The sequence below is a fragment of the Chlamydia pneumoniae TW-183 genome, assembly GCF_000007205.1.
Taxonomy (GTDB): Bacteria; Chlamydiota; Chlamydiia; order Chlamydiales; family Chlamydiaceae; genus Chlamydia; species Chlamydia pneumoniae.
Genome location: NC_005043.1, coordinates 297,345 through 319,497, shown reverse-complemented (window position 1 = coordinate 319,497; position 22,153 = coordinate 297,345). Strand labels below are relative to the sequence as shown.

The window sequence follows — 22,153 nt, the reverse complement described above, 5'->3', positions numbered from 1 at the left end:
ACAGCTTTTAGTTCTGGGAACTTGATGGATTCCAGGACGAGTCATCTAGATGACGAGCTGAGTTTTAAGTTAGAAAAAGCATTTACTTGTCTTTCTACAGATATACATTCTCATGATCTTTCTAAAATTGTGATTGAGTATAACCCGATAGACCTTGCTTATGCTGTTTCCTGTCTTCCCTCGGAATCGCGTGCTATTTTATATAAGAACCTCTCTTGTATTACCGCTAAAGTTGCGTTTATCATCAATACAGATTCTGCTTCGCGGTGGGCGATTTTTCGTAGGTTGTCGGATTCTGAGGTCTGCGCTTTAATTGAACAGATGCCTCCAGATGAAGCGGTATGGGTTTTAGATGATATCCCCGATCGTAGGTATCGGAGAATTCTTGAGCTTATAGATTCTAAAAAAGCACTAAAAATTCGTGATTTGCAGAAACACGGAAGAAATACTGCAGGAAGGCTGATGACCAATGAGTTTTTTGCCTTTTTGATGGAAACAACGGTGAAAGACGTTTCTGCTTGTATTCGAAGTAATCCTGGGATTGATTTAACTCGTTTGGTCTTTGTTTTGGATTTTAAAGGCGAGTTGCAAGGTGTCGTTACCGATAGAAGTTTGATCATTAACCCTCCCGAGATGTCTTTAAAGCAAATTATGAATCAGATTGAACATAAGGTGCTTCCTGATGCTACCCGTGAAGAGGTCGTCGATCTTGTAGAGAGGTATAAAATTGCCGCTCTTCCGGTTGTTGATGAGGAAAATTTCTTGATTGGGGCTATTACTTATGAAGATGTTGTTGAAGCTATCGAGGACATCGCTGATGAGACTATAGCTAGGATGGCAGGTACTACGGAAGATGTGGGTTATCAGACCTGTCATGTTGTGCAAAGATTTTTACTAAGAGCTCCCTGGCTTTTGGTGACTCTATTTGCAGGTTTGATTAGCGCCTCCGTCATGGCATATTTCCAAAAAATTTCCCCCGCCCTTTTAGCTCTGATTATCTTCTTTATTCCTTTGATTAACGGAATGTCAGGAAATGTAGGTGTTCAATGTAGCACTATTTTAGTGCGGAGTATGGCTACAGGGACGCTTTCTTTCGGACGGCGTCGAGAGACCATTTTTAAAGAAATGAGTATCGGGCTGCTTACAGGAGTCGTTTTAGGGATTCTATGTGGTCTTGTTGTCTATTTAATGGGCTTTCTAGGCTTAAATATCTTCTCCGGAGGAGGTATTCAACTAGGCGTTACGGTGGCTACTGGGGTTCTGGGAGCTTCTCTCACAGCTACGACTCTAGGGGTTTTATCCCCATTTTTCTTTGCTAAGCTAGGAGTAGACCCGGCTTTAGCCTCCGGGCCCATTGTCACAGCCCTAAATGATATTATGTCAATGATAATCTTTTTTCTGATAGCCGGAGGTATAAACTTTCTCTTTTTTAATTAGTTTTATATAATGTTTTCGTCGATTTTGCTTAACTAACTTTTTTAAAAAGAATTGTTTAATTTATTTTTTTTCACTGCAAATAAAGAGACCACAGCAAGTCACGAGTTAATTTACAGGAAGAATCAGTCCTTCTCATTGTCTCCTGTGACTATTCTCTGTCTTTTAGCCATTTCGGTTCTTTTATTGCTGGGTGTTGTTTTCGCTTTGGTAGGGTGTCATGTACTTGCCGCTCCTCTAGGTCTTCTTGTTTGGGGGTGTGCCGCTTCAGTATGCTCCATGATGGCCATTGTTTCCCTAATGTGTTTGTATAAGGGAGGAAAACCCTTAATTGAGCCCTCTAACGAAGAAAAGATAGACCCCACCAAAGACCTTGAAATAAAAGACCCTGAAAGTCTTAAGCCTGTTCCGGTTGAAGGTCAAAGTCTTCCCAAAGAGCGTAAGACCGTTTCTTTTAAGGCTAAAATCCCATCAATAGTAGAAGATGATTTTAAGCCCTATGTTATCCAAAGTACATTTTATCATCAGAATAAAGTCTATTCTAAGCCGATAGCAGAGCGAATGCAGTCTCTAGAAAAAGAGATCACAACGTTAATTGTTGACTTCCCTCGCGCTCTGGAGGAAAGCTCTAAGAGTTCTGGTAGCTTGCTCAGGGGAGTCATCTCTGAAATTAAGAATCTTTTTCTTCCTCGTTTCTTGAGTCGCAAGGTAAAGTACTCTTTGACCGCTTGTTTAAGGCGTCTGGGATCTATAGTAGAAGAATATGCAAGCTCTGACCTACTCATTCTTCTTTTAACAAAACCAGAGCCTTTAAATATGGTGACCCAACAGTTGATTGCGCACCTGAATTCTTTAAAAACGGAAAAACGAAAGCTCACTCCTCATATGCAGAAGTTGGTACTTTCTATTAATTTTTGGTTCTATGGATGGTCATTAGAGGAAAAGTGTATTGAAAAAATCGTTGCATACGACCCTAATCTTCTTACTGACGAGTTAAAGGCGCATTTAGAAGCAGGAAATATAGTGCAGTTTCTTTTATCTTTCCAGTCTTCTGAGATGCAAAGGGAGTTTCGAGCTCTTTTCCCAAGCGATGCTCAGGAACTTCCTTCAGCTAAAGATGGGAGCAACTACGTTCCGGCAATCAACTCTTCTGAGTATATGTATGACTTTAAAGATCTAAGCGTTCTTAAAAAGTCTTTGAGTGAGCGCCTAGCATTTTGTGAGAAGATACCGTCACCCTCCAGTTGGAATTTTACTAGTTCTGTAGCTAGCCACTACAAGGACTTCTCCCTTTTATTTACATTCTTCTCAAATCAACAATCTGTTATTTTACAAAACCCATTTTTATTAATAGAATTGCTACACGAGAATCCCAAGTGTCAGACTTTCTTAAAAGGTTTATTAGAGAAAGCAATGCCGATGAGTAATTGGGCTGCGCTTTTTCGTCCTATGCTAATGGGAATGCTTTGTTCTGGCATAGCTAGAAAAAAGGAACTTAAGATTATAGCAGAACATTTAGGAGTTCCTTTCAAAGAGATAACGCAAGCGATAGCGTCTGGAAAAATTCTGGATCTTTTATTACAACACTTATTTGATTTTTAGATATGAACATACCCGCTCCCCAAGTACCAGTCATAGATGAGCCTGTAGTGAACAACACAAGTAGCTATGGTCTTTCATTGAAAAGTAGTTTAAGACCGATTACTTATTTGATTTTAGCTATCTTAGCTATAGCCACACTGATGTCTGTTCTCTACTTTTGTGGCATCATTAGTGTTGGGACGTTTGTTTTGGGCATGCTGATCCCTCTATCGGTCTGCTCTGTTCTTTGCGTTGCCTATTTATTCTATCAGCAATCTTCTATAGAAAAGACTAAGGTCTTTTCTATAACCAGTCCTTCAGTATTTTTCTCTGATGAGGATCTTAATTTACTCTTAGGTCGAGAAGAAGATTCAGTGTCTGCAATTGATGAACTTCTTAAGAACTTTCCAGCTGATGATTTCCGTAGGCCGAAGATGCTTCCTTATTCAAATTTTCTAGATGAGCAGGGAAGGCCTAATGAGAGTAGGGAAGAAGACTCTCATACTTCCAAGATCTTATAAAAAATGCTGTTGCTAAGATTATTAGCTTTCGAAAATCACCCCCTAACCCAGTGAAGCTTCTTATAAAATTTGCGAAGAAAGATTTAAAGAATTCCTCAATTGCTCCTCTTTATGAAGTTTTACTAGAAATTTTAGAAGCTCCAGGAGAAGAGATATTAGAAGTATTATTTTCTTTAGATCCTATGTGGTTGAAAAGTATGCTAGATCCGAAGAAACACTCGACCCTTGGGATCGAAATTTCCAGTGAAACAGCTGAAACCATAGAATCTTGTTCTTTGGGCCTGATAAGCATTAATCTCCTACTTTCAGGGTTGTGTTTACGATCTAGTCATGATAGGTCTCAGGCAGTTAAGATTATTCAGCAATTTTGTCCCCAATTTTCTTCTGAAGAGGTGCAAAATTTTGTAGAACAAAGAAATATATTAACTCCATTTTTACATCATCTGTTTGAAGGGGACGAAGTCGCCTTGCTAAACCAACTGTCATTAAGGTTGGATTTAATAGTACCGAATGCTCTATACCCTGAGCCAGATCCCAGCTGTTGGCAAAGTATTAATAGTGAGGATTGTGCCAAAGATGCCGAGGATCAGCAAGAAGACTTCAATAAGACCAAGGAAGCTTGTAAGGAAGGATTGAAAAAACTTGTTCTTCCTGCGTTGTCTATTACATCGATACCACAGCTTTTGCGAGCTCGACGGTTCAAACAGGGGGCAGAGATTCTAATGGCTATCGATAGAAAGAAGATGAAACAAAACCCATTCATTTTCTTAGAGGCTCTACTGGAATCAGAGGAATTCAGCATATCTGTAGGTAAATACCTAAAGTTATTAATGCCTATACATTTATGGGATAAGCTTTTACACGCGATATATTTAGGATATTTTCAAACAGGACTTATTTGTCAAGGAGAGATTGAAACTTTTTGCAGGAGAGCAAATTTGAATCCAGAAGCTTTCCAGGCTGCCATACAACAAGGAAGGCTTCTTTCTTTTCTTTTCCCAAAAATGCTTTTAGATTAGCTCTTTTTAGATAAGCGTTTATGCGTGAAATAGATTCCGAAAGGAATTAAGCAATTCAAGCTAAATGCTAAAAGCAGGAATGTAGTATATCCTATTTTGCTGCCTTCAGATATCTGAGCAAGTTCTCTAGGAGGCAGGAAGCTCACCCAAAGAGCAAACGCACAGGAGAGAATTCCTAAGATAGACATCGTACAGATTCCCAAAAACTTTCCTGGTACAGAATAGAGGCGTTGAGCCCTTGGTTCTTTGATACGTAAGATCGGTCCTGCAAGAAACAGACAGATGTACATCGCAAGATACATCTGCACGCTCAGTGCAGTTAAAATCCAATACACCAGGTCTGCTGAATCAAGGCATAGAAATAAAAGTGTGAATATTGTCACAACAATACCTTGGAATAACATTAAGTTCGTTGGAACATTTTTGCTATTTACTTTCTTAAAGAGTCGGGGAAGACAGTCATTCTGAGTGGAAATAAAAAGCCCCTTTGTTCCTGCAAACATCCAAGCATTAAGTTCGCCTAGCGATCCTGCAATGGTCATGACTACAACGATTCCAGTCATCCAGGAGAGGTTATATTTATCAAAGAACAAGGTAAACGTTTTTACTAGTCCAGAGACTAAACTAATTTCTTCTTTCGGAATCACTATTGCTATGGATAAAGAACCCAGAACTAAAATAGTGAGTGTTGCTATTGCACCAATGAAGACTGCCTTTGGATAATTTTTTCTAGGATTTACCATATCAGAAGCAAGGTTCGCATTAGCCTCTAGACCACATAACGCAAGTAACATTCCAGCTAGTAGTACAAGTGAAGATACGTTACTGAAATTAGGAAGAAGATTTCCCCAAGAAAGAGAAATAGCAATGGGATTGCCAGAAAAAATCCAAAAGAGAGCCAAACTAACTAAGATGACTCCTGGAATTAATGTTCCTATGATTACACAAATAGAGCTGAATAATGCGGAAGAAGTAATTCCTAAAAAATTAAAAAATGTAAGTATCCAAAAACCAGCAAGGATCACGGTTGCAATGTACACTTTGTTGTGAGCGAGTTCTGGATTGATTTTATAAACAATGGTACTCGCTATAAAAGCTAACACGGCAGGATACCACGTCATGTTGTGAAACCATTGCATCCATATAGCAAAGAATCCCCACCATTTGCCTAGAGCGTCACGTGCCCAAATATAAATTCCCTGAGGCTTGAAAGAAGCAAGCTCAGCAGAAATCAGAGCATACGGAATCATAAAACATATGACTGCTAGTCCATAAAAAAACAGAGTGGAAAGACCATGTTTTGCTGTTAACGGGAGATTACGCAAACTAATCACTACAGCAAGTGATAACATGCCGACCGTGAATGTTCCCAACGGTTTCGTTGGTTTTGAGTGGGAGTGCATAAAGACCTTCTTTGAAAAGTTAAGCGATTGTAATATTAGGATCTAAATAGATATCTTGAACCAGGTTTAATAATTGGATGCCTTCGGATAGGGGACGTTGGAAAGCTTTTCTTCCAAGAATGAGACCCATTCCCCCTGCTCTTTTGTTGATCACTGCTGTTCTAGCCGCTTCTGTAAAATCATTTTTCCCTGAAGGTCCTCCCGAGTTAATTAGGCCTACCTTGCCACAGTAGCTATTTAAGACTTGATAACGGCAAAGATCAATGGGATGATTTGAAGAGAGTTCAGAATACACTCTTTCGTCTGTTTTCCCAAAATTGATGGCCTTAAATCCTCCCTGGCATGTGGGGAGCTTTTGTTTCACAATATCGGCTCCTAGGGTAGCGCCTAAATGATCAGCCTGTCCTGTTAGATCTGCTGCCGTATGATAATCTACTCCATTAGCAACAAAAGCTGGATTGCGTAGATAGCACCAAAGTACTGTTGCAAGACCTAGGGAACGAGCTTTAGCAAATGCATTAGAAACTGCTACAATTTCTTCATTAGAAGTCTCAGAACCGAAATAAACAGTAGCTCCTACGGCAACGGCGCCCATTGAATAAGCTGCTTCTACTTGAGTAAAGAAAATTTGATGATATTTTGTTGGATAGGAGAGGAGTTCGTTGTGGTTTAGCTTTAGCATAAAGGGAATCTTATGAGCATATTTCCTAGAAAGTAAGCTCAGTGTTCCATAGGTAGAGGCCACAGCACTACATCCAGATTCTATGGCAAGCTTCACAATGTTTTCTGGATCAAAATATATAGGATTAATAGCAAAAGAGGCTCCTGCCGAGTGCTCTATGCCTTGGTCTACAGGAAGTATAGATAGATAACCTGAATTTGCTAACCTTCCATGAGAAAACATAGTTTGTAGGGATCTGAGAACACGATTATTCCTATCAGAGAGTCCAAATACCTTGTCTACAAAATCATGAGAGGGAAGAGTTAGTTTGTCTTTTGTAATGTGTTTACATTGATATGACAATAGGTTTTCGTCATCATTTCCTAGAATATCATGAATATTCAACATGAGGGTGTGTCTCCTTAAGCTTATTCAGAGCTCAGTTTGGGGTTAACCCAGGGATTTGTCAAGGAACTTTATCAACGAGTTTATTAAGTTAAGTATTAGTTTTTTAATGTATTATAAAAGACTTAAGGAGTATTTTTTTTATTATGTTAAAATTTCAAGTTGTTCTTAGTTCTATATATTTTTGATGCGTCTGTTTAAAATCGCAGCTATTTATTTTTTGTGATGTATCGTCACCAAGAAGTTCGTCTTGAAAATGCTTTCGATGAAATCTTGTTGTATAGTGGATCAAATGTTGTGTCGTTTGAAATAGAACTTACATCTATTCAACCCTCTTTTTGTTTATATTAGATAGTTTGATAACAAAATTTTAAGAGCAGTAAACTTGCTTGCAGAAATATATAGTATTATAGTTTAATGGTTAACGAATCTTCAAGATTCTTTGTATTCTATTTTATATTCATAAATAAAAGGAGAGGCGTGGCTTGTGTCAGAACAACATTCTCCTATCATTTCCGTTCAAGATGTTAGTAAGAAGTTAGGCGACCATATTCTTCTCTCCAAAGTCTCCTTTTCTGTCTATCCTGGAGAGGTTTTTGGTATAGTTGGTCATAGCGGTTCTGGGAAAACAACGCTTTTGCGTTGTTTAGACTTTCTTGACATGCCGACATCTGGCTCTATAAGTGTAGCTGGGTTTGATAACTCTTTGCCAACACAGAAGTTTTCACGTCGTAATTTTTCTAAAAACGTTGCCTATATTTCTCAAAATTATGGGTTGTTTTCTTCGAAAACCGTATTTGAAAACATAGCCTATCCTTTGCGTATTCATCATTCAGAAATGTCTAAGAGTGAAGTTGAGGAACAGGTATACGATACTCTTAATTTTTTAAACCTCTATCATAGACATGACGCCTATCCAGGAAATTTAAGTGGTGGTCAGAAACAAAAAGTTGCCATTGCCAGGGCAATTGTGTGTCAACCTGAAGTTGTGCTTTGTGATGAGATTACCTCTGCTTTGGATCCTAAATCTACTGAAAATATTATTGAAAGGCTGCTTCAATTGAATCAGGAAAGGGGAATTACTTTAGTTTTAGTGTCGCATGAGATCGATGTAGTAAAAAAAATATGCTCTCATGTTTTGGTAATGCATCAAGGTGCTGTCGAAGAACTAGGAACTACAGAAGAACTTTTTTTAAATTCTGAGAACTCAATTACAAATGAATTGTTCCATGAAGATATAAATATTGCTGCTTTGAGTTCGTGTTATTTTGCAGAAGACAGGGAAGAAGTTCTTAGATTAAATTTTTCCAAAGAACTCGCTATACAAGGGATCATTAGTAAGGTGATTCAGACTGGACTGGTCTCTATCAATATTCTTTCCGGCAACATTAATTTATTTAGAAAATCCCCAATGGGATTTCTAATTATTGTTTTGGAAGGGGAAGTTGAGCAACGTAAAAAAGCAAAAGAGCTTTTAATTGAGCTAGGCGTCGTTATTAAAGAATTTTATTAGAAAAAGATTATGCAATCCGATCTTATTCAGATTTTATTAAAAGAAACAGTCAATACACTTTATATGGTGTCGACTGCTTTTTTCTTCTCTTGTGCTATTGGAGGGATGCTAGGTTTGGGGCTTTTCTGCACGTCGCCTAAGAGTCTTAATCCTAAGAAAAGCCTTTACGCAACAATCTCAATGATTCTAAGTTTTCTTACCGCGATTCCATTTGCGATTCTTATTGTTATTCTTTTTCCGATCACGCGATGGATTGTAGGGACTTCTTTAGGCCCTACGGCTTCTATTGTTCCTCTCACTATCGGAGCCATTCCTTTTGTTGTTACTATAGTGGTTGATGCTTTTCGTAATTCAGCCCTTAACTATCTTGAATCTGCCGTTGCTTTGGGAATTCCTAAAAGGAATATTCTTTTTGGTATACTTCTACCTGAAAGCTATCCACAGCTCATATTTTCTCTTAAGTCTCTTGTTGTTCATCTCATTTCATGTTCGACTCTTGCAGGATTTGTTGGAGGCGGAGGGCTAGGACAGTTATTATTGCAGTATGGTTACTACCGTTTTGAATGGTCTGTCACAACATCAGTACTTGTCATCACTTTAGTTCTTATCGAGTCAGTGCGTATTCTAGGAGATTTCTGGGGGCGTCGTGTATTAAAGTATAGAGGGATTCTATGAAAAAAAAATTATCATTACTTGTAGGTTTAATTTTTGTTTTGAGTTCTTGCCATAAGGAAGATGCTCAGAATAAAATACGTATTGTAGCCAGTCCGACACCTCATGCGGAATTATTGGAAAGTTTACAGGAAGAGGCTAAAGATCTTGGAATCAAGCTGAAAATACTTCCAGTAGATGATTATCGTATTCCTAATCGTTTGCTTTTGGATAAACAAGTAGATGCAAATTACTTTCAACATCAAGCTTTTCTTGATGACGAATGCGAGCGTTATGATTGTAAGGGTGAATTAGTTGTTATCGCTAAAGTTCATTTGGAACCTCAAGCAATTTATTCTAAGAAACATTCTTCTTTAGAGCGCTTAAAAAGCCAGAAGAAACTGACTATAGCGATTCCTGTGGATCGTACGAATGCTCAGCGTGCTCTACACTTGTTAGAAGAGTGCGGACTCATTGTTTGCAAAGGGCCTGCTAATTTAAATATGACAGCTAAAGATGTCTGTGGGAAAGAAAATAGAAGTATCAACATATTAGAGGTGTCAGCTCCTCTTCTTGTCGGATCTCTTCCTGACGTTGATGCTGCTGTCATTCCTGGAAATTTTGCTATAGCAGCAAACCTTTCTCCAAAGAAAGATAGTCTTTGTTTAGAGGATCTTTCGGTATCTAAGTATACAAACCTTGTTGTCATTCGTTCTGAAGACGTAGGTTCTCCTAAAATGATAAAATTACAGAAGCTGTTTCAATCTCCTTCTGTACAACATTTTTTTGATACAAAATATCATGGGAATATTTTGACAATGACTCAAGACAATGGTTAGAGCAATAAGTCGTTGTACTTGTGCGCTCTTTTTGATCTTATTTCCTTCAATAAAATATTTCGATCTTTTACCCGAAATATTTTATTGAAGGAAAAGAAGTTCTCATAAAGAATCTACCCCCCCTAATTTTCTACGGTGTAATTCTAATGATAATTAATGTTAGAGCCCCAGCTTTTGGTATTACTTCTGTTCAGCAGTTTTCAACTAATTTCCAAGCTGCTATTCCTATTTTGAATATAGTTATAGGTTGTTCTAGAATTAGTAGCACTTATGCTGAGGATATAGAGGAAGTTGCGCAGGAAAAATTAGAGAAATCAACACATAGTAAATCCTCAACTTCTGTAAATCTTTGGGCACATCGGGTTCGTGGAGTTGTAGAGATTCTCGGCGGAGGGATCGTTATACTAGCGTTAGAAATCACAGCCTTAGTGCTCCAAGTAATCATTAAATTAATAAAATGCCTCATAGATGTTCTATGCGTTTGCTTGTTTGGCCTTGGAGTTTGTGTAGTCGCTATTATAGGAGCGATTGCATTCTGCGTGGTGGTGGTTGTAAAGTACCTAGGTTTTTGCTCTCAAGGTGAAGAGCTAGAGCCTATAGAGGTGAAGACTCTTATTTCTCCAGATAAGCCTTATCCTACCGTTGTATATGTTTAGCATGTAACGACATGTGTGTTTACTGCTCTCTTAACATCTTTACAGCCCCTAAAAGGGATTTTTATCATAAGAATTCCTCTTCGTCTTATTGACTTTTTTCGTTTCTGTGGATATAAGAAGTTTCTTTTGATGCAGCATGTTATTAAAACTTTATTTAAAAACTGATCATAAAGAAAAACAGAGAAAAGACGAGACATAAAGGTCTCTCAATTTGATAAATCTGTGTTTTTGTGATATGCGCTGTGTTATTCTTCAGGTAGGATATGTTCTTAAAGCGAAAAAAAAGGGGAGGATCTCAAGTTCAAAATAAAAGAACAGCTTCCCCTATAAAACACGCTAAACACTATCTCCATAATTATTTGCAGGAACTTCAAAAAATTATGGCAGCTAGGCCTCATGACGCTATTGACGCTTGGAATCAGGTTTTTAGAGACAAATATAAAGGGATGTCTCAAGCTATAGGGTTCAGAGATCATATTTTGTTAGTAAAAGTTTACAATTCCTCGTTATATGCTTTGTTAAAACAGACGCCTCAAAATGATTTAATTATGAGTTTGTATCAGGTGGCTTCTCACGTGCAGATTAGGGAAATACAGTTTTTGTTAGGATAGTTTATGGACCCAAAAGAAAAAAATTACGATGCATCCGCTATTACTGTTTTAGAAGGGCTACAAGCTGTTCGTGAGCGCCCCGGGATGTACATTGGAGATACGGGAATCACGGGTCTTCATCATCTAGTCTATGAGGTTGTAGACAACAGCATTGACGAAGCCATGGCAGGTTATTGCTCTAGGATTGATGTTCGCATTTTAGAGGACGGGGGTATTGTCATCGTAGATAATGGCCGAGGAATCCCTATAGAAGTTCACGAAAGAGAGTCTGCAAAACAAGGTAGAGAGGTCTCTGCTTTAGAAGTGGTTTTAACAGTCCTTCATGCTGGAGGAAAATTCGATAAGGATAGCTATAAAGTATCCGGAGGCTTGCACGGAGTTGGGGTTTCTTGCGTTAATGCTCTTTCGGAGAAATTAGTTGCCACGGTCTTTAAAGATAAGAAGTGTTATCAAATGGAGTTCTCTAGGGGAATTCCTGTAACTCCATTGCAGTATGTAAGTGTTAGTGATCGGCAGGGAACAGAAATCGTTTTCTACCCTGATCCTAAAATATTTTCGACTTGTACTTTTGATCGCTCTATTTTAATGAAACGCTTGCGAGAGCTTGCTTTCTTAAATCGTGGGATCACAATAGTCTTTGAAGATGATCGAGATGTTAGCTTTGACAAGGTTACCTTCTTTTATGAGGGAGGGATTCAATCTTTTGTAAGTTACCTGAATCAAAATAAAGAAAGCCTTTTCTCTGAACCGATTTATATTTGTGGAACTCGAGTAGGAGATGATGGAGAAATCGAGTTTGAAGCAGCCTTACAATGGAATTCAGGGTATTCTGAACTTGTTTATTCCTATGCCAATAATATTCCTACACGCCAAGGAGGAACGCATCTTACAGGGTTTTCTACCGCGCTTACTAGGGTAATCAATACGTATATTAAAGCTCATAACCTTGCGAAGAATAATAAGCTTGCATTAACCGGAGAAGATATTCGAGAAGGTCTGACAGCTGTGATTTCTGTAAAGGTCCCAAATCCACAATTTGAAGGGCAAACAAAACAGAAATTAGGAAACAGTGATGTTAGCTCAGTGGCTCAACAGGTTGTAGGGGAAGCTCTGACAATCTTTTTTGAAGAGAATCCTCAAATTGCTAGGATGATTGTTGATAAGGTTTTTGTTGCAGCGCAAGCTAGAGAAGCTGCAAAAAAAGCTCGAGAATTGACTTTAAGGAAAAGTGCTTTAGATAGCGCACGCTTACCTGGAAAACTAATTGATTGTTTAGAAAAAGATCCCGAAAAGTGTGAGATGTACATTGTGGAGGGGGATTCTGCTGGAGGATCTGCGAAACAAGGTAGAGATCGAAGATTTCAAGCAATTCTGCCTATTCGAGGTAAAATTCTGAACGTAGAAAAAGCTCGTCTACAGAAAATTTTCCAAAACCAAGAGATAGGAACCATCATAGCAGCTTTAGGCTGTGGCATAGGTGCTGATAATTTTAATCTCAGTAAATTACGCTATAGACGTATCATTATCATGACAGATGCTGACGTGGACGGTTCTCATATTCGTACCCTACTTCTCACATTCTTCTATCGTCATATGACAGCGCTTATTGAAAATGAATGTGTTTATATTGCTCAACCTCCTTTATACAAGGTGAGTAAGAAAAAAGACTTCCGTTATATTCTTTCAGAGAAAGAAATGGACAGCTATTTGCTCATGTTAGGCACGAATGAGAGCTCCATTCTCTTTAAATCTACGGAAAGAGAATTACGTGGAGAGGCTTTAGAGAGTTTTATCAACGTCATTTTAGATGTAGAGAGCTTTATAAACACTCTTGAGAAAAAAGCGATTCCCTTCTCTGAATTTTTAGAGATGTATAAAGAGGGGATAGGCTATCCTTTGTACTATCTTGCTCCGGCAACTGGAATGCAGGGAGGGCGCTATCTTTATTCTGATGAGGAAAAAGAAGAAGCTTTAGCTCAAGAAGAAACTCATAAGTTTAAAATCATAGAGCTTTATAAAGTTGCTGTGTTCGTAGATATTCAAAATCAACTCAAAGAATATGGTTTAGATATTTCTAGCTATCTTATCCCTCAGAAAAACGAGATTGTGATTGGAAATGAAGATTCCCCAAGCTGTAACTATAGCTGCTATACCTTGGAAGAAGTCATTAACTATCTTAAAAATCTTGGAAGAAAAGGCATAGAAATTCAGAGGTATAAAGGTCTTGGAGAGATGAATGCCGACCAGCTTTGGGATACTACTATGAATCCTGAGCAGAGAACACTCATTCATGTGTCATTGAAGGATGCCGTAGAAGCAGACCATATTTTCACTATGTTGATGGGGGAAGAAGTCCCTCCAAGAAGAGAATTCATAGAAAGTCATGCTTTGTCCATTAGGATAAATAATTTAGATATTTAGGAGTCCACAATCCCTATGTTCAATAAAGATGAAATTATAGTCCCTAAAAATCTTGAAGAAGAGATGAAGGAAAGTTACCTTCGTTATTCGATGTCTGTGATTATATCTCGGGCTCTTCCAGATATCCGGGATGGACTCAAGCCTTCACAAAGAAGAGTTCTTTATGCCATGAAGCAGCTAAGTCTTTCTCCAGGAGCTAAGCATCGTAAATGTGCAAAAATTTGTGGGGATACCTCTGGAGACTACCATCCACATGGTGAGAGCGTCATTTATCCTACGCTTGTCCGTATGGCTCAGAACTGGGCGATGCGTTATCCTTTGGTGGACGGACAAGGAAACTTCGGCTCCATAGACGGAGATCCACCCGCTGCTATGCGATACACAGAAGCTCGTCTTACCCATAGTGCTATGTATCTTATGGAAGACTTGGACAAAGATACTGTGGATATTGTTCCAAACTATGATGAAACAAAACACGAGCCTGTAGTTTTTCCTTCTAAATTTCCGAATCTTCTTTGCAATGGTTCTTCAGGAATTGCTGTTGGGATGGCAACGAATATCCCCCCACACAATTTAGGGGAACTTATAGAAGCTACACTTCTTCTGCTTGCAAATCCACAGGCTTCTGTGGATGAGATTTTACAAGTCATGCCAGGCCCTGATTTCCCTACAGGAGGAATTATCTGCGGTTCTGAAGGAATTCGCTCCACGTATACTACAGGACGAGGAAAGATTAAAGTTCGAGCTCGTCTGCATGTAGAAGAGAATGAAGATAAACATCGTGAGAGCATCATCATCACAGAGATGCCTTATAATGTGAATAAATCACGTTTGATTGAGCAAATTGCAAATCTTGTGAATGAAAAGACTCTCGCAGGCATTTCAGATGTTCGCGATGAGTCTGATAAAGATGGAATCCGTGTTGTCCTTGAAATCAAAAAAGGAGAATCTTCGGAAATCATTATCAATAGGCTCTACAAGTTCACCGATGTTCAGGTAACTTTTGGGGCAAATATGCTTGCCCTGGATAAGAACTTACCTAGAACGATGAGTATTCATAGGATGATTTCCGCTTGGATACGCCATCGTAAAGAAGTCATCCGTCGTAGGACTCGTTATGAATTAAATAAAGCAGAAACACGAGCTCATGTTTTAGAAGGATACCTTAAGGCTTTATCTTGCTTAGATGCATTAGTAAAAACGATCCGCGAGAGTGGGAATAAAGAGCATGCTAAAGAACGGATTATTGAATCTTTTGGTTTTACCGAACCTCAAGCTCTTGCGATTTTAGAACTGCGTTTATATCAACTTACTGGTTTAGAAGCTGAAAAGATTCAAAAAGAGTACGAAGAGTTATTAAATAAGATAGCTTATTATAAACAAGTTTTATCGGATGAAGGTTTAGTAAAAGATATCATCAGAAATGAGTTACAAGATCTTTTGAAGCATCATAAGGTAGCTCGACGCACTACTATAGAATTCGATGCTGATGATATTCGTGATATTGAAGACATCATTACCAATGAGTCTGTTATTATCACGATATCCGGAGATGATTACGTAAAGAGAATGCCTGTAAAAGTGTTCAAAGAACAACGTCGTGGCGGGCATGGAGTTACGGGATTTGATATGAAGAAGGGAGCAGGGTTCCTTAAAGCTGTATACTCTGCCTTTACTAAAGACTATCTCTTAATCTTCACCAATTTTGGCCAATGTTATTGGTTGAAGGTATGGCAGCTCCCAGAAGGGGAGCGGAGGGCGAAAGGTAAGCCCATCATCAACTTCCTAGAGGGAATTCGTCCTGGTGAGGAGCTCGCAGCTATATTGAATATTAAGAATTTTGATAATGCCGGCTTCTTATTTTTAGCCACCAAACGTGGTGTTGTGAAAAAAGTTTCCTTAGACGCCTTTAGCAACCCTAGGAAAAAGGGAATACGTGCTTTAGAGATAGATGAGGGAGACGAACTCATAGCAGCTTGTCACATTGTTAGTGATGAAGAGAAGGTAATGTTATTTACTCATCTTGGTATGGCAGTTCGCTTCCCCCATGAAAAAGTTCGTCCTATGGGTAGAACTGCACGTGGGGTTCGCGGTGTCTCTTTGAAAAATGAAGAAGATAAAGTTGTCAGTTGTCAAATTGTGACTGAGAACCAGTCGGTTTTAATTGTATGTGATCAAGGTTTTGGTAAGAGATCTTTAGTTGAAGATTTCCGCGAAACCAATCGTGGAGGCGTGGGCGTACGTTCTATCCTTATCAATGAAAGAAACGGCAATGTCCTAGGAGCTATTCCTGTTACGGATCACGACAGTATTTTATTAATGTCGAGTCAGGGACAGGCAATTCGCATTAACATGCAAGATGTTAGAGTGATGGGAAGATCGACTCAAGGGGTGCGTTTAGTTCACTTGAAAGAAGGGGATGCTCTTGTTTCTATGGAAAAACTCTCTTCTAATGAAAATGATGATGAAGTACTATCAGGGTCCGAAGAAGAATGTTCTGATACAGTAAGCCTAAGGTAGTATTGTGTTTATCGTGATTGAGGGGGGCGAAGGGTCTGGCAAAAGTTCTTTAGCAAAGGCTTTAGGAGATCAGCTAGTAGCTCAAGATCGGAAGGTTTTGTTAACAAGGGAACCTGGAGGGTGCCTTATAGGCGAAAGACTCCGAGATTTAATTTTGGAACCTCCTCACTTAGAACTCTCTCGCTGTTGTGAACTCTTTTTGTTTCTTGGATCACGTGCTCAACATATTCAGGAAGTGATCATTCCCGCATTGCGTGATGGCTATATTGTCATTTGTGAGAGATTCCACGATTCCACGATTGTGTATCAGGGAATAGCCGAAGGTTTGGGTGCTGATTTTGTTGCCGACCTTTGTTCTAAGGTTGTAGGACCTACACCTTTCCTTCCTAATTTTGTTTTACTCTTGGATATTCCTGCAGACATTGGCTTACAAAGGAAGCACCGACAAAAGGTTTTTGACAAGTTTGAAAAAAAGCCTTTGAGCTATCATAACAGGATCCGAGAAGGATTTTTATCTCTTGCTAGTGCCGATCCTAGTCGTTACTTGGTTCTTGATGCTCGTGAATCACTAGCTAGTTTAATAGACAAAGTGATGCTACATACGCAACTTGGGTTATGCACCTAGAAGAAGAGAATCAAGGCTGGGAAGCTTTACTTAGGAAAGTTTATCATCAGGAAGTGCCTCCAGCTATACTGCTGCATGGATTTACCCTTCCTGTTTTACAGGATAAAGCAGAACAGTTAGCATCGGAGATTTTGCTATCGTCATCTCCAGGTTCCGAACATAAAGTTTCTCAAAAGATTCATCCCGATATTTATCAATTCTTTCCAGAAGGAAAGGGAAGACTGCACTCTATAGATCTTCCTAGGGGAATTAAGAAGCAGATTTATATATCTCCTTTTGAAGCAAACTATAAGATCTACATTATTCACGAAGCAGATCGAATGACTTTAGCTGCGATTTCCGCATTTTTAAAAGTCTTCGAAGAACCTCCGAAACATGCTGTTATCATATTGACAACAGCAAAAGTTCAGAGATTGCCAAAGACTATCATTTCTCGGAGTCTCTCTATTTTTATTGAGAGGGGAGAAAAAATCTTATGTTCCAAAGAGACGTTTTCTTATTTATTTCGCTATGCCCAATGTGAAATTCCCGTTACTGAAGTGTCTCAAATTATAAAAGAATCTTCAGAGACAGATAAACAGGTGTTAAGAGACAAGGTGCAACGATTCATGGAAGTGCTCCTAGAGCTATATCGAGATCGTTATACTCTGAATTTAGGATTAAAGGCTTCAGCTTTAAACTATCCTGAGCATGTTAAGGAGATCCTACAATTGCCATTACTGCCTTTAGATAAGGTGCTTTTAATTGTGGAATCTGCCTGTCGGTCATTGAATAACTCCTCATCGGCAGCATCTGTTTTAGAATGGGTAGCTATTCAGTTGGTATCTCTCCAGTATAAAGAAAAGGAACTCGTTTCTGTCAGCCCCGGGCAGGATCTATCCAATTAGGAACTGTAACTTGCATTTTTTGGAATACTACAGAGGGAATTTCATGTCCTCCATGGAAAGAAACAAATTGCCCGTTCAACTTTGTTAATAGAAGATCATTAAGGTGTGCTCCTAAGTGATAAGGAAGAATTTCGTCTTCATAACCGTGGCTTTGTAAAAATGGCACTTGAGCACATTGTTTAAGTCCTTCTTCCCAGCCTTGATTGAACAGTCTTGCGCCAGCAAAGATTAAGGCTCCAGCATAAGGATTCTGAGAAGTTAAGACAAGGTGGGTAGCCAGGATGGCTCCTTGACTAAATCCACCAATGATAATTTCATTATAGGGTCGATTGAGATTGAGGATAAGTTCTTCCAAAGCTTCTTTCGGTGTCTCTAGATCTACATCAAATAGTTCATCATATTTTTCTTGAAGGTTCCCTACTCCATTGGCATAGAGCCTAGAGAGTTCTTGTAATAAAAGAACATTAAGAGGAAAGCATGCACGAGAGCCTCGGAAGTCATTCTCCAAGGGAAGGATTCCATTTGGAAAAATCCATGTGGGGCGTAATTTTGAAAAGGAACATATCGAAGGAAAGAAGGTGAGATTATCAGCAAGTGATCCGTAACCATGACACAGAATAATGATAGGATCTTGAGGATTTCCAGGGCACTCTATGGCTTCAATATTGCCAATTTTGCGACGAAAGAAAGAGTAGTCTGTCATAAGTTTTTATTTTTAATAATAAGAAGTTACCACGTTATATCGAAGGGAATTAGGGATCAATAATTTCTTTTTTGTCTTCAAGTGGCGTAGTCAATATTTTAAGATGTAGTTTTGGATTTTTGAATGTTTAGTTTGTATAAGTTAATAAAAAATCTATTTTCTGAATAAAAATTATGGATTTAGATTAACTTTTTGCGTTAATCTAAGGAATTCTCTTTTTGATAAAGAGCGTACAAATTATATGTATAAGCGGTTTTGTGCGGATTCTAAAAAACATAGACCTTCTTTAATCTATTTTTGGAGTTATTGTGCCTGATAAAAAAGCACAGATTACTTTTTCGCTTCCAGAGGTTATGTCAGCTATACATCAAGGGAAAATTGTCGCTCTTCCTACTGACACTGTCTATGGGTTTGTTCTTAGCTTGTATGCCCCTGAAGCTGAAGAAAGACTCTATGCTTTAAAAGATAGAGAACCTAGTAAAGCTTTTGCCCTTTATGTAAATTCTATTGAAGATATTGAAAACATTTCTGGTTATCCCTTATCTCCTACAGCTAAGAAATTAGCTCAACTTTTCCCAGGAGCAATTACTTTAGTAGTTAAGCACCGCAATCCTAGATTCCCTAAAGAAACACTAGCGTTTCGCATTGTAGATCACTCTGTAGTTCGGGAAATTGTGGATCACTGTGGAACCTTAATCGGAACATCTGCGAATCTTTCAGAGTTTCCTTCAGCTCTTACAGCTCAAGAGATATTCGCAGACTTTGCTGATCATGATCTCTGTATTTTTGATGGCCCTTGTTCCCATGGTTTAGAGTCCACAGTAGTTGCCTCAGATCCTCTTTATATTTATCGTGAGGGGCTGATTTCTCGCAGTGTTATAGAAAACATTGCAGGGACTGAAGCTAAGATTTTTCATAGAACGTCACATGCCTTTTCGAAGCATATCAAGATCTATACAGTGAAAAATCAAGAGCAATTAGTATCTTTTTTGAGCGGATCTTTAGATTTTAAAGGTGTGGTTTGTGAACATCCTAAACCTAAGAATTTTTATACCAGATTACGGGAAGCTTTAAAAAAGAAAACTCCTTCTATAGTCTTTATTTATGATATAAATACATCGGATTATCCCGAACTTTTCCCCTTTCTTTCCCCTTATTATATTGAGTAGCATTTAGGTGTGTTATGACTATCGATATGCATTGTGACTTACTTTCGCATCCGCATTTTTGTCGGAAAGATCCTGCGGTGAGGTGTTCTCCAGAACAACTCCTATCTGGAGGCGTACGTCAGCAGGTGTGTGCTATTTTTGTCCCCCACAGTCGGGGGGAACCTAATTGTGATAAACAAAACTCTCTGTTTTTTTCTCTTCCTAACCAATATCCGGATATTGGGTTATTATCTTATGAAGAAGAAGAGAACGGATCCTCTTCTCAAAAAAAATCACTAAGTCTTATTCGTAGTATAGAAAATGCCTCAGCTTTGGGAGATGATACCGCCCCCCTTGGGACTCTATTAGCAAAGCTTATACATTTAACTAAACAGGGGCCTCTTGCCTATCTAGGAATCGTATGGAAAGGGGATAACCGTTTTGGAGGCGGCACAGAAGCTCCTAAGAGACTTTCTAATGATGGTAAGGTTCTTTTAGATATCATGTACGAACTTGGAGTTCCAATAGATCTTAGCCATTGTAGTGATAAGTTAGCTGAAGATATTTTAGATTATACTGCCGATAAATTGCCCAATCTCGCAGTGATTGCCAGTCATTCTAATTTTCGATCTGTTCTTGATCATCGAAGGAACCTTGTAGATGCCCATGCCAAGGAGATTGTGAGAAGAAAAGGTGTTATTGGTTTGAATCTAGTGAGGTCTTATGTAGGAGATTCCTTGGGTGATTTGGAGAAGCATGTCCTCCATGCGGAGAATCTCGGAATTTTATCAAGTATTGTTCTTGGGTCGGATTTCTTTTATGCAAATGAAGACGAAAATTTCTTTTTTAATGAGTGTAGTTCTGCGGAAGCCCATCCCGTTCTAAATCAGTTGATTCATCGTATTTTTTCTAAAGGGAAAGCAGAGTCCATACTTTCTTCTCGGGCTGAGAAATTTTTAAAGCAAGTCATTGTAGAACAAGTGAATCCAAAGATAACAGACGTGAAATTATAGTATTGCTATAAACTATGAAAGATAGGAGTCATTTCTTGTATCAAAGGAGAAGCAAGAGTCTTTGTCCTTCTTGCTTTAGCTGGACATTTATCTGAATGGCTGCTCTTTCTTAACACAGTATTAAACAGGGCGGAACTCATTCGCACTGTTTTTATCCTATAAGATCCTCATTATTTTGAGATCCTTGTTCTTCTTCTTGGCTGTTCTCTTCAGTTTCAGGGAGTCGTTCGGGGGCGGGTAGAGATGTAGGATTAGATCCAGAAGTTCCTGGATTGTTGGCATTGTTTTGTTCGTTGGGTTGCCCCAGAAGAGGGTTGAGATCATCGATCCCGTTTTCTACATTCGGTGTAGATGTGCCTGGAGGATTAGCTTGTGCGTTTTCTGGATCTGTTTTCGGTAGAACAAATGGCTCGTATGCTAATATAAATTCGTCCTCAGAAGGTATAGGAGATAAGGGGGGAGTTGGATTCTTCCAGTTTGGCACAAAAGATTTCATCCATTCCCAGGTAGATGTACTGCTACTCTGACATTGAGACATGAGAGATAGTGCCCATTGTTTCTATTCCAACAGCGCCTTTTCCCTTTTTTGCTGCCTGCATTCCTCGGTTAAATATGTATTGATTTCGTTACGCTGATCCTTGACTGTTTCGTTTCTTTCTTCCAGAGCCGATGATAGATAGTAAGTCAGGTAAAGATACATGATGCCCTGAGCGATTAAGCTGTGGGTCCGCAACCCTGCCAATCCCCCAACAAAGAGGGCAGTTCCAAGACAAGCGAATCCTACACATAGAGCTAGTTGTAGGTATCCAGTGCAGAAAAATACGGAGACGACAGCACCAATAAGAAGAGTCACTCCTAAAACAATAGCGACTCCTGAACATGCAATGCGTAACTTAGAGACTGGGGTACTTGCTTCTGGAGACGGACTCTCAATATCTAAAGGTGATGGTAAGCACGAAGTGAGTTTGTGTACGTTATCATTTTTAGGAATGCTAAAGGGTTCATATTTCTGTTTTACGACTTCTTGAAAGTATTTCTGATACTGTATCCATGCTAATGATTTTTTAATTAGTTTAACTAAACCAATTATGAAGAGAGCAGTCCCTAAAGTTGTTACAGAGGTTCCTATAATTGTTGATACAAGAACGCTTAATCCAGGAGAGCCCATAGCAAGTAATACGATAACTCCTGTTGTTAGGATCATCAGAGTTGCTATAACAAGTAGGGTAACAGTGCATGCGAAAGTTTTTCGATCTTGGTTGATATATTTAGGGTCCCAAGCATTAAGGCAAACAGCAGGCTCTGGTTGATTGAGAAGGGCATTGGTTTTATTCAATGACATTATTGACACTCATTTCATTTTTAATCCGAATTAGTTTACTAAAAAAATCGTTAAAGTTACATCTTATAGTTCTTTAAATCAGAAAATTTAGGTAGATTATTAAATAGTTTTTCAATTTTCTGTAATTCCTGGATGAATTGCTTTCGATATAGTATAAAAGTTCGGAATTTTTATAGTTTTAAGAGTTTTATAGTGAGTAA

At 38.7% G+C, this 22,153-nt stretch carries 20 protein-coding genes; 15 read left to right on the top strand and 5 right to left on the bottom strand.

Translation table 11 applies throughout. From position 1 onward, the window contains the following. Positions 1 to 24: 24 nt before the first annotated feature. From mgtE to CPB_RS01455, 4 genes are all read left to right on the top strand, one after another. On the top strand, positions 25 to 1,437 hold the full coding sequence (gene mgtE, locus CPB_RS01470) for a magnesium transporter (RefSeq protein ID WP_010882934.1): 1,413 nt from the start codon (positions 25 to 27) through the stop codon (positions 1,435 to 1,437). A gap of 144 nt (positions 1,438 to 1,581) precedes the next feature. Then, positions 1,582 to 3,036, top strand: a complete 1,455-nt coding sequence (locus tag CPB_RS01465; protein ID WP_231853732.1) for a CT214 family putative inclusion membrane protein — start codon at positions 1,582 to 1,584, stop codon at positions 3,034 to 3,036. Positions 3,037 to 3,038: 2 nt separating this feature from the next. Then, a complete protein-coding gene (locus CPB_RS01460) occupies positions 3,039 to 3,536 on the top strand; it encodes a hypothetical protein (protein WP_010882932.1) in 498 nt (165 codons plus the stop codon). 50 nt (positions 3,537 to 3,586) lie between these two features. Continuing rightward, complete coding sequence (locus CPB_RS01455) at positions 3,587 to 4,555, top strand: hypothetical protein (protein WP_010882931.1); 969 nt, start codon at positions 3,587 to 3,589, stop codon at positions 4,553 to 4,555. Here the strand turns inward: CPB_RS01455 and CPB_RS01450 are convergent. Both CPB_RS01450 and CPB_RS01445 read right to left on the bottom strand, forming a co-directional pair. Further along, positions 4,552 to 5,958: an amino acid permease gene (locus CPB_RS01450; protein WP_010882930.1), complete on the bottom strand. Its 1,407-nt coding sequence runs from the start codon at positions 5,956 to 5,958 to the stop codon at positions 4,552 to 4,554. The two genes, CPB_RS01455 and CPB_RS01450, sit on opposite strands and share 4 nt — an antisense overlap. Positions 5,959 to 5,977: 19 nt before the next feature. Beyond that, positions 5,978 to 7,027 (bottom strand): class I fructose-bisphosphate aldolase, encoded by a 1,050-nt coding sequence (locus CPB_RS01445; RefSeq protein ID WP_010882929.1) that lies wholly within the window; start codon positions 7,025 to 7,027, stop codon positions 5,978 to 5,980. A 484-nt stretch (positions 7,028 to 7,511) separates the two neighbouring features. Between CPB_RS01445 and CPB_RS01440 the strand changes: the two genes are divergently transcribed. From CPB_RS01440 to CPB_RS01400, 9 genes are all read left to right on the top strand, one after another. Next, a complete protein-coding gene (locus CPB_RS01440; protein WP_011126100.1) occupies positions 7,512 to 8,537 on the top strand; it encodes a methionine ABC transporter ATP-binding protein in 1,026 nt (341 codons plus the stop codon). Between the two features lie 9 nt (positions 8,538 to 8,546). Next, positions 8,547 to 9,212, top strand: a complete 666-nt coding sequence (locus CPB_RS01435; protein ID WP_010882927.1) for a methionine ABC transporter permease — start codon at positions 8,547 to 8,549, stop codon at positions 9,210 to 9,212. Beyond that, a complete protein-coding gene (locus CPB_RS01430) occupies positions 9,209 to 10,027 on the top strand; it encodes a MetQ/NlpA family ABC transporter substrate-binding protein (RefSeq protein WP_010882926.1) in 819 nt (272 codons plus the stop codon). Before CPB_RS01435 ends, CPB_RS01430 begins: the two co-directional genes overlap by 4 nt. Positions 10,028 to 10,173: 146 nt before the next feature. Continuing rightward, positions 10,174 to 10,683 (top strand): hypothetical protein, encoded by a 510-nt coding sequence (locus CPB_RS01425; protein ID WP_010882925.1) that lies wholly within the window; start codon positions 10,174 to 10,176, stop codon positions 10,681 to 10,683. Positions 10,684 to 10,946: 263 nt separating this feature from the next. Continuing rightward, positions 10,947 to 11,294, top strand: a complete 348-nt coding sequence (locus CPB_RS01420; RefSeq protein WP_010882924.1) for a hypothetical protein — start codon at positions 10,947 to 10,949, stop codon at positions 11,292 to 11,294. 3 nt (positions 11,295 to 11,297) lie between these two features. Then, positions 11,298 to 13,715 carry a DNA topoisomerase (ATP-hydrolyzing) subunit B gene (gene gyrB, locus CPB_RS01415; RefSeq protein ID WP_010882923.1) on the top strand — a complete coding sequence of 806 codons (2,418 nt, stop codon included), beginning with the start codon at positions 11,298 to 11,300 and terminating at the stop codon, positions 13,713 to 13,715. A 15-nt stretch (positions 13,716 to 13,730) separates the two neighbouring features. Continuing rightward, positions 13,731 to 16,235, top strand: a complete 2,505-nt coding sequence (gene gyrA, locus CPB_RS01410) for a DNA topoisomerase (ATP-hydrolyzing) subunit A (protein WP_010892079.1) — start codon at positions 13,731 to 13,733, stop codon at positions 16,233 to 16,235. Positions 16,236 to 16,239: 4 nt separating this feature from the next. Then, positions 16,240 to 16,860, top strand: a complete 621-nt coding sequence (gene tmk, locus CPB_RS01405; protein WP_010882921.1) for a dTMP kinase — start codon at positions 16,240 to 16,242, stop codon at positions 16,858 to 16,860. Continuing rightward, positions 16,851 to 17,747, top strand: coding sequence for a DNA polymerase III subunit delta' (locus CPB_RS01400; RefSeq protein ID WP_010882920.1), 897 nt, complete (start codon positions 16,851 to 16,853; stop codon positions 17,745 to 17,747). The genes tmk and CPB_RS01400 overlap by 10 nt, the downstream gene beginning before the upstream one ends. Here the strand turns inward: CPB_RS01400 and CPB_RS01395 are convergent. Then, positions 17,719 to 18,450, bottom strand: a complete 732-nt coding sequence (locus CPB_RS01395) for an alpha/beta hydrolase (protein ID WP_010882919.1) — start codon at positions 18,448 to 18,450, stop codon at positions 17,719 to 17,721. The two genes, CPB_RS01400 and CPB_RS01395, sit on opposite strands and share 29 nt — an antisense overlap. Positions 18,451 to 18,758: 308 nt before the next feature. Between CPB_RS01395 and CPB_RS01390 the strand changes: the two genes are divergently transcribed. Together CPB_RS01390 and CPB_RS01385 are read left to right on the top strand one after the other, a co-directional pair. Then, entirely contained in the window at positions 18,759 to 19,619 is an 861-nt protein-coding gene (locus CPB_RS01390) for an L-threonylcarbamoyladenylate synthase (protein WP_011126097.1), read from the top strand. A gap of 14 nt (positions 19,620 to 19,633) precedes the next feature. After that, a complete protein-coding gene (locus CPB_RS01385; protein ID WP_010882917.1) occupies positions 19,634 to 20,611 on the top strand; it encodes a dipeptidase in 978 nt (325 codons plus the stop codon). A gap of 151 nt (positions 20,612 to 20,762) precedes the next feature. Here CPB_RS01385 and CPB_RS01380 read toward each other — a convergent pair whose 3' ends face one another. Together CPB_RS01380 and CPB_RS01375 are read right to left on the bottom strand one after the other, a co-directional pair. Further along, on the bottom strand, positions 20,763 to 21,107 hold the full coding sequence (locus tag CPB_RS01380) for a hypothetical protein (RefSeq protein WP_011126096.1): 345 nt from the start codon (positions 21,105 to 21,107) through the stop codon (positions 20,763 to 20,765). A 63-nt stretch (positions 21,108 to 21,170) separates the two neighbouring features. Further along, on the bottom strand, positions 21,171 to 21,953 hold the full coding sequence (locus CPB_RS01375) for a hypothetical protein (protein WP_011126095.1): 783 nt from the start codon (positions 21,951 to 21,953) through the stop codon (positions 21,171 to 21,173). Positions 21,954 to 22,153: the final 200 nt, after the last annotated feature.

Excerpts from the sequence above, each read along its gene's own strand:
- mgtE (WP_010882934.1), top strand. The coding sequence starts at position 25 with ATGGATTCCAGGACGAGTCATCTAGATGACGAGCTGAGTTTTAAGTTA.
- CPB_RS01460 (WP_010882932.1), top strand. The coding sequence starts at position 3,039 with ATGAACATACCCGCTCCCCAAGTACCAGTCATAGATGAGCCTGTAGTG.
- CPB_RS01450 (WP_010882930.1), bottom strand. The coding sequence starts at position 5,958 with ATGCACTCCCACTCAAAACCAACGAAACCGTTGGGAACATTCACGGTC.
- CPB_RS01445 (WP_010882929.1), bottom strand. The coding sequence starts at position 7,027 with ATGTTGAATATTCATGATATTCTAGGAAATGATGACGAAAACCTATTG.
- CPB_RS01435 (WP_010882927.1), top strand. The coding sequence starts at position 8,547 with ATGCAATCCGATCTTATTCAGATTTTATTAAAAGAAACAGTCAATACA.
- CPB_RS01430 (WP_010882926.1), top strand. The coding sequence starts at position 9,209 with ATGAAAAAAAAATTATCATTACTTGTAGGTTTAATTTTTGTTTTGAGT.
- CPB_RS01425 (WP_010882925.1), top strand. The coding sequence starts at position 10,174 with ATGATAATTAATGTTAGAGCCCCAGCTTTTGGTATTACTTCTGTTCAG.
- CPB_RS01420 (WP_010882924.1), top strand. The coding sequence starts at position 10,947 with ATGTTCTTAAAGCGAAAAAAAAGGGGAGGATCTCAAGTTCAAAATAAA.
- gyrB (WP_010882923.1), top strand. The coding sequence starts at position 11,298 with ATGGACCCAAAAGAAAAAAATTACGATGCATCCGCTATTACTGTTTTA.
- gyrA (WP_010892079.1), top strand. The coding sequence starts at position 13,731 with ATGTTCAATAAAGATGAAATTATAGTCCCTAAAAATCTTGAAGAAGAG.
- CPB_RS01400 (WP_010882920.1), top strand. The coding sequence starts at position 16,851 with ATGCACCTAGAAGAAGAGAATCAAGGCTGGGAAGCTTTACTTAGGAAA.
- CPB_RS01395 (WP_010882919.1), bottom strand. The coding sequence starts at position 18,450 with ATGACAGACTACTCTTTCTTTCGTCGCAAAATTGGCAATATTGAAGCC.
- CPB_RS01385 (WP_010882917.1), top strand. The coding sequence starts at position 19,634 with ATGACTATCGATATGCATTGTGACTTACTTTCGCATCCGCATTTTTGT.
- CPB_RS01380 (WP_011126096.1), bottom strand. The coding sequence starts at position 21,107 with ATGAAATCTTTTGTGCCAAACTGGAAGAATCCAACTCCCCCCTTATCT.
- CPB_RS01375 (WP_011126095.1), bottom strand. The coding sequence starts at position 21,953 with ATGTCATTGAATAAAACCAATGCCCTTCTCAATCAACCAGAGCCTGCT.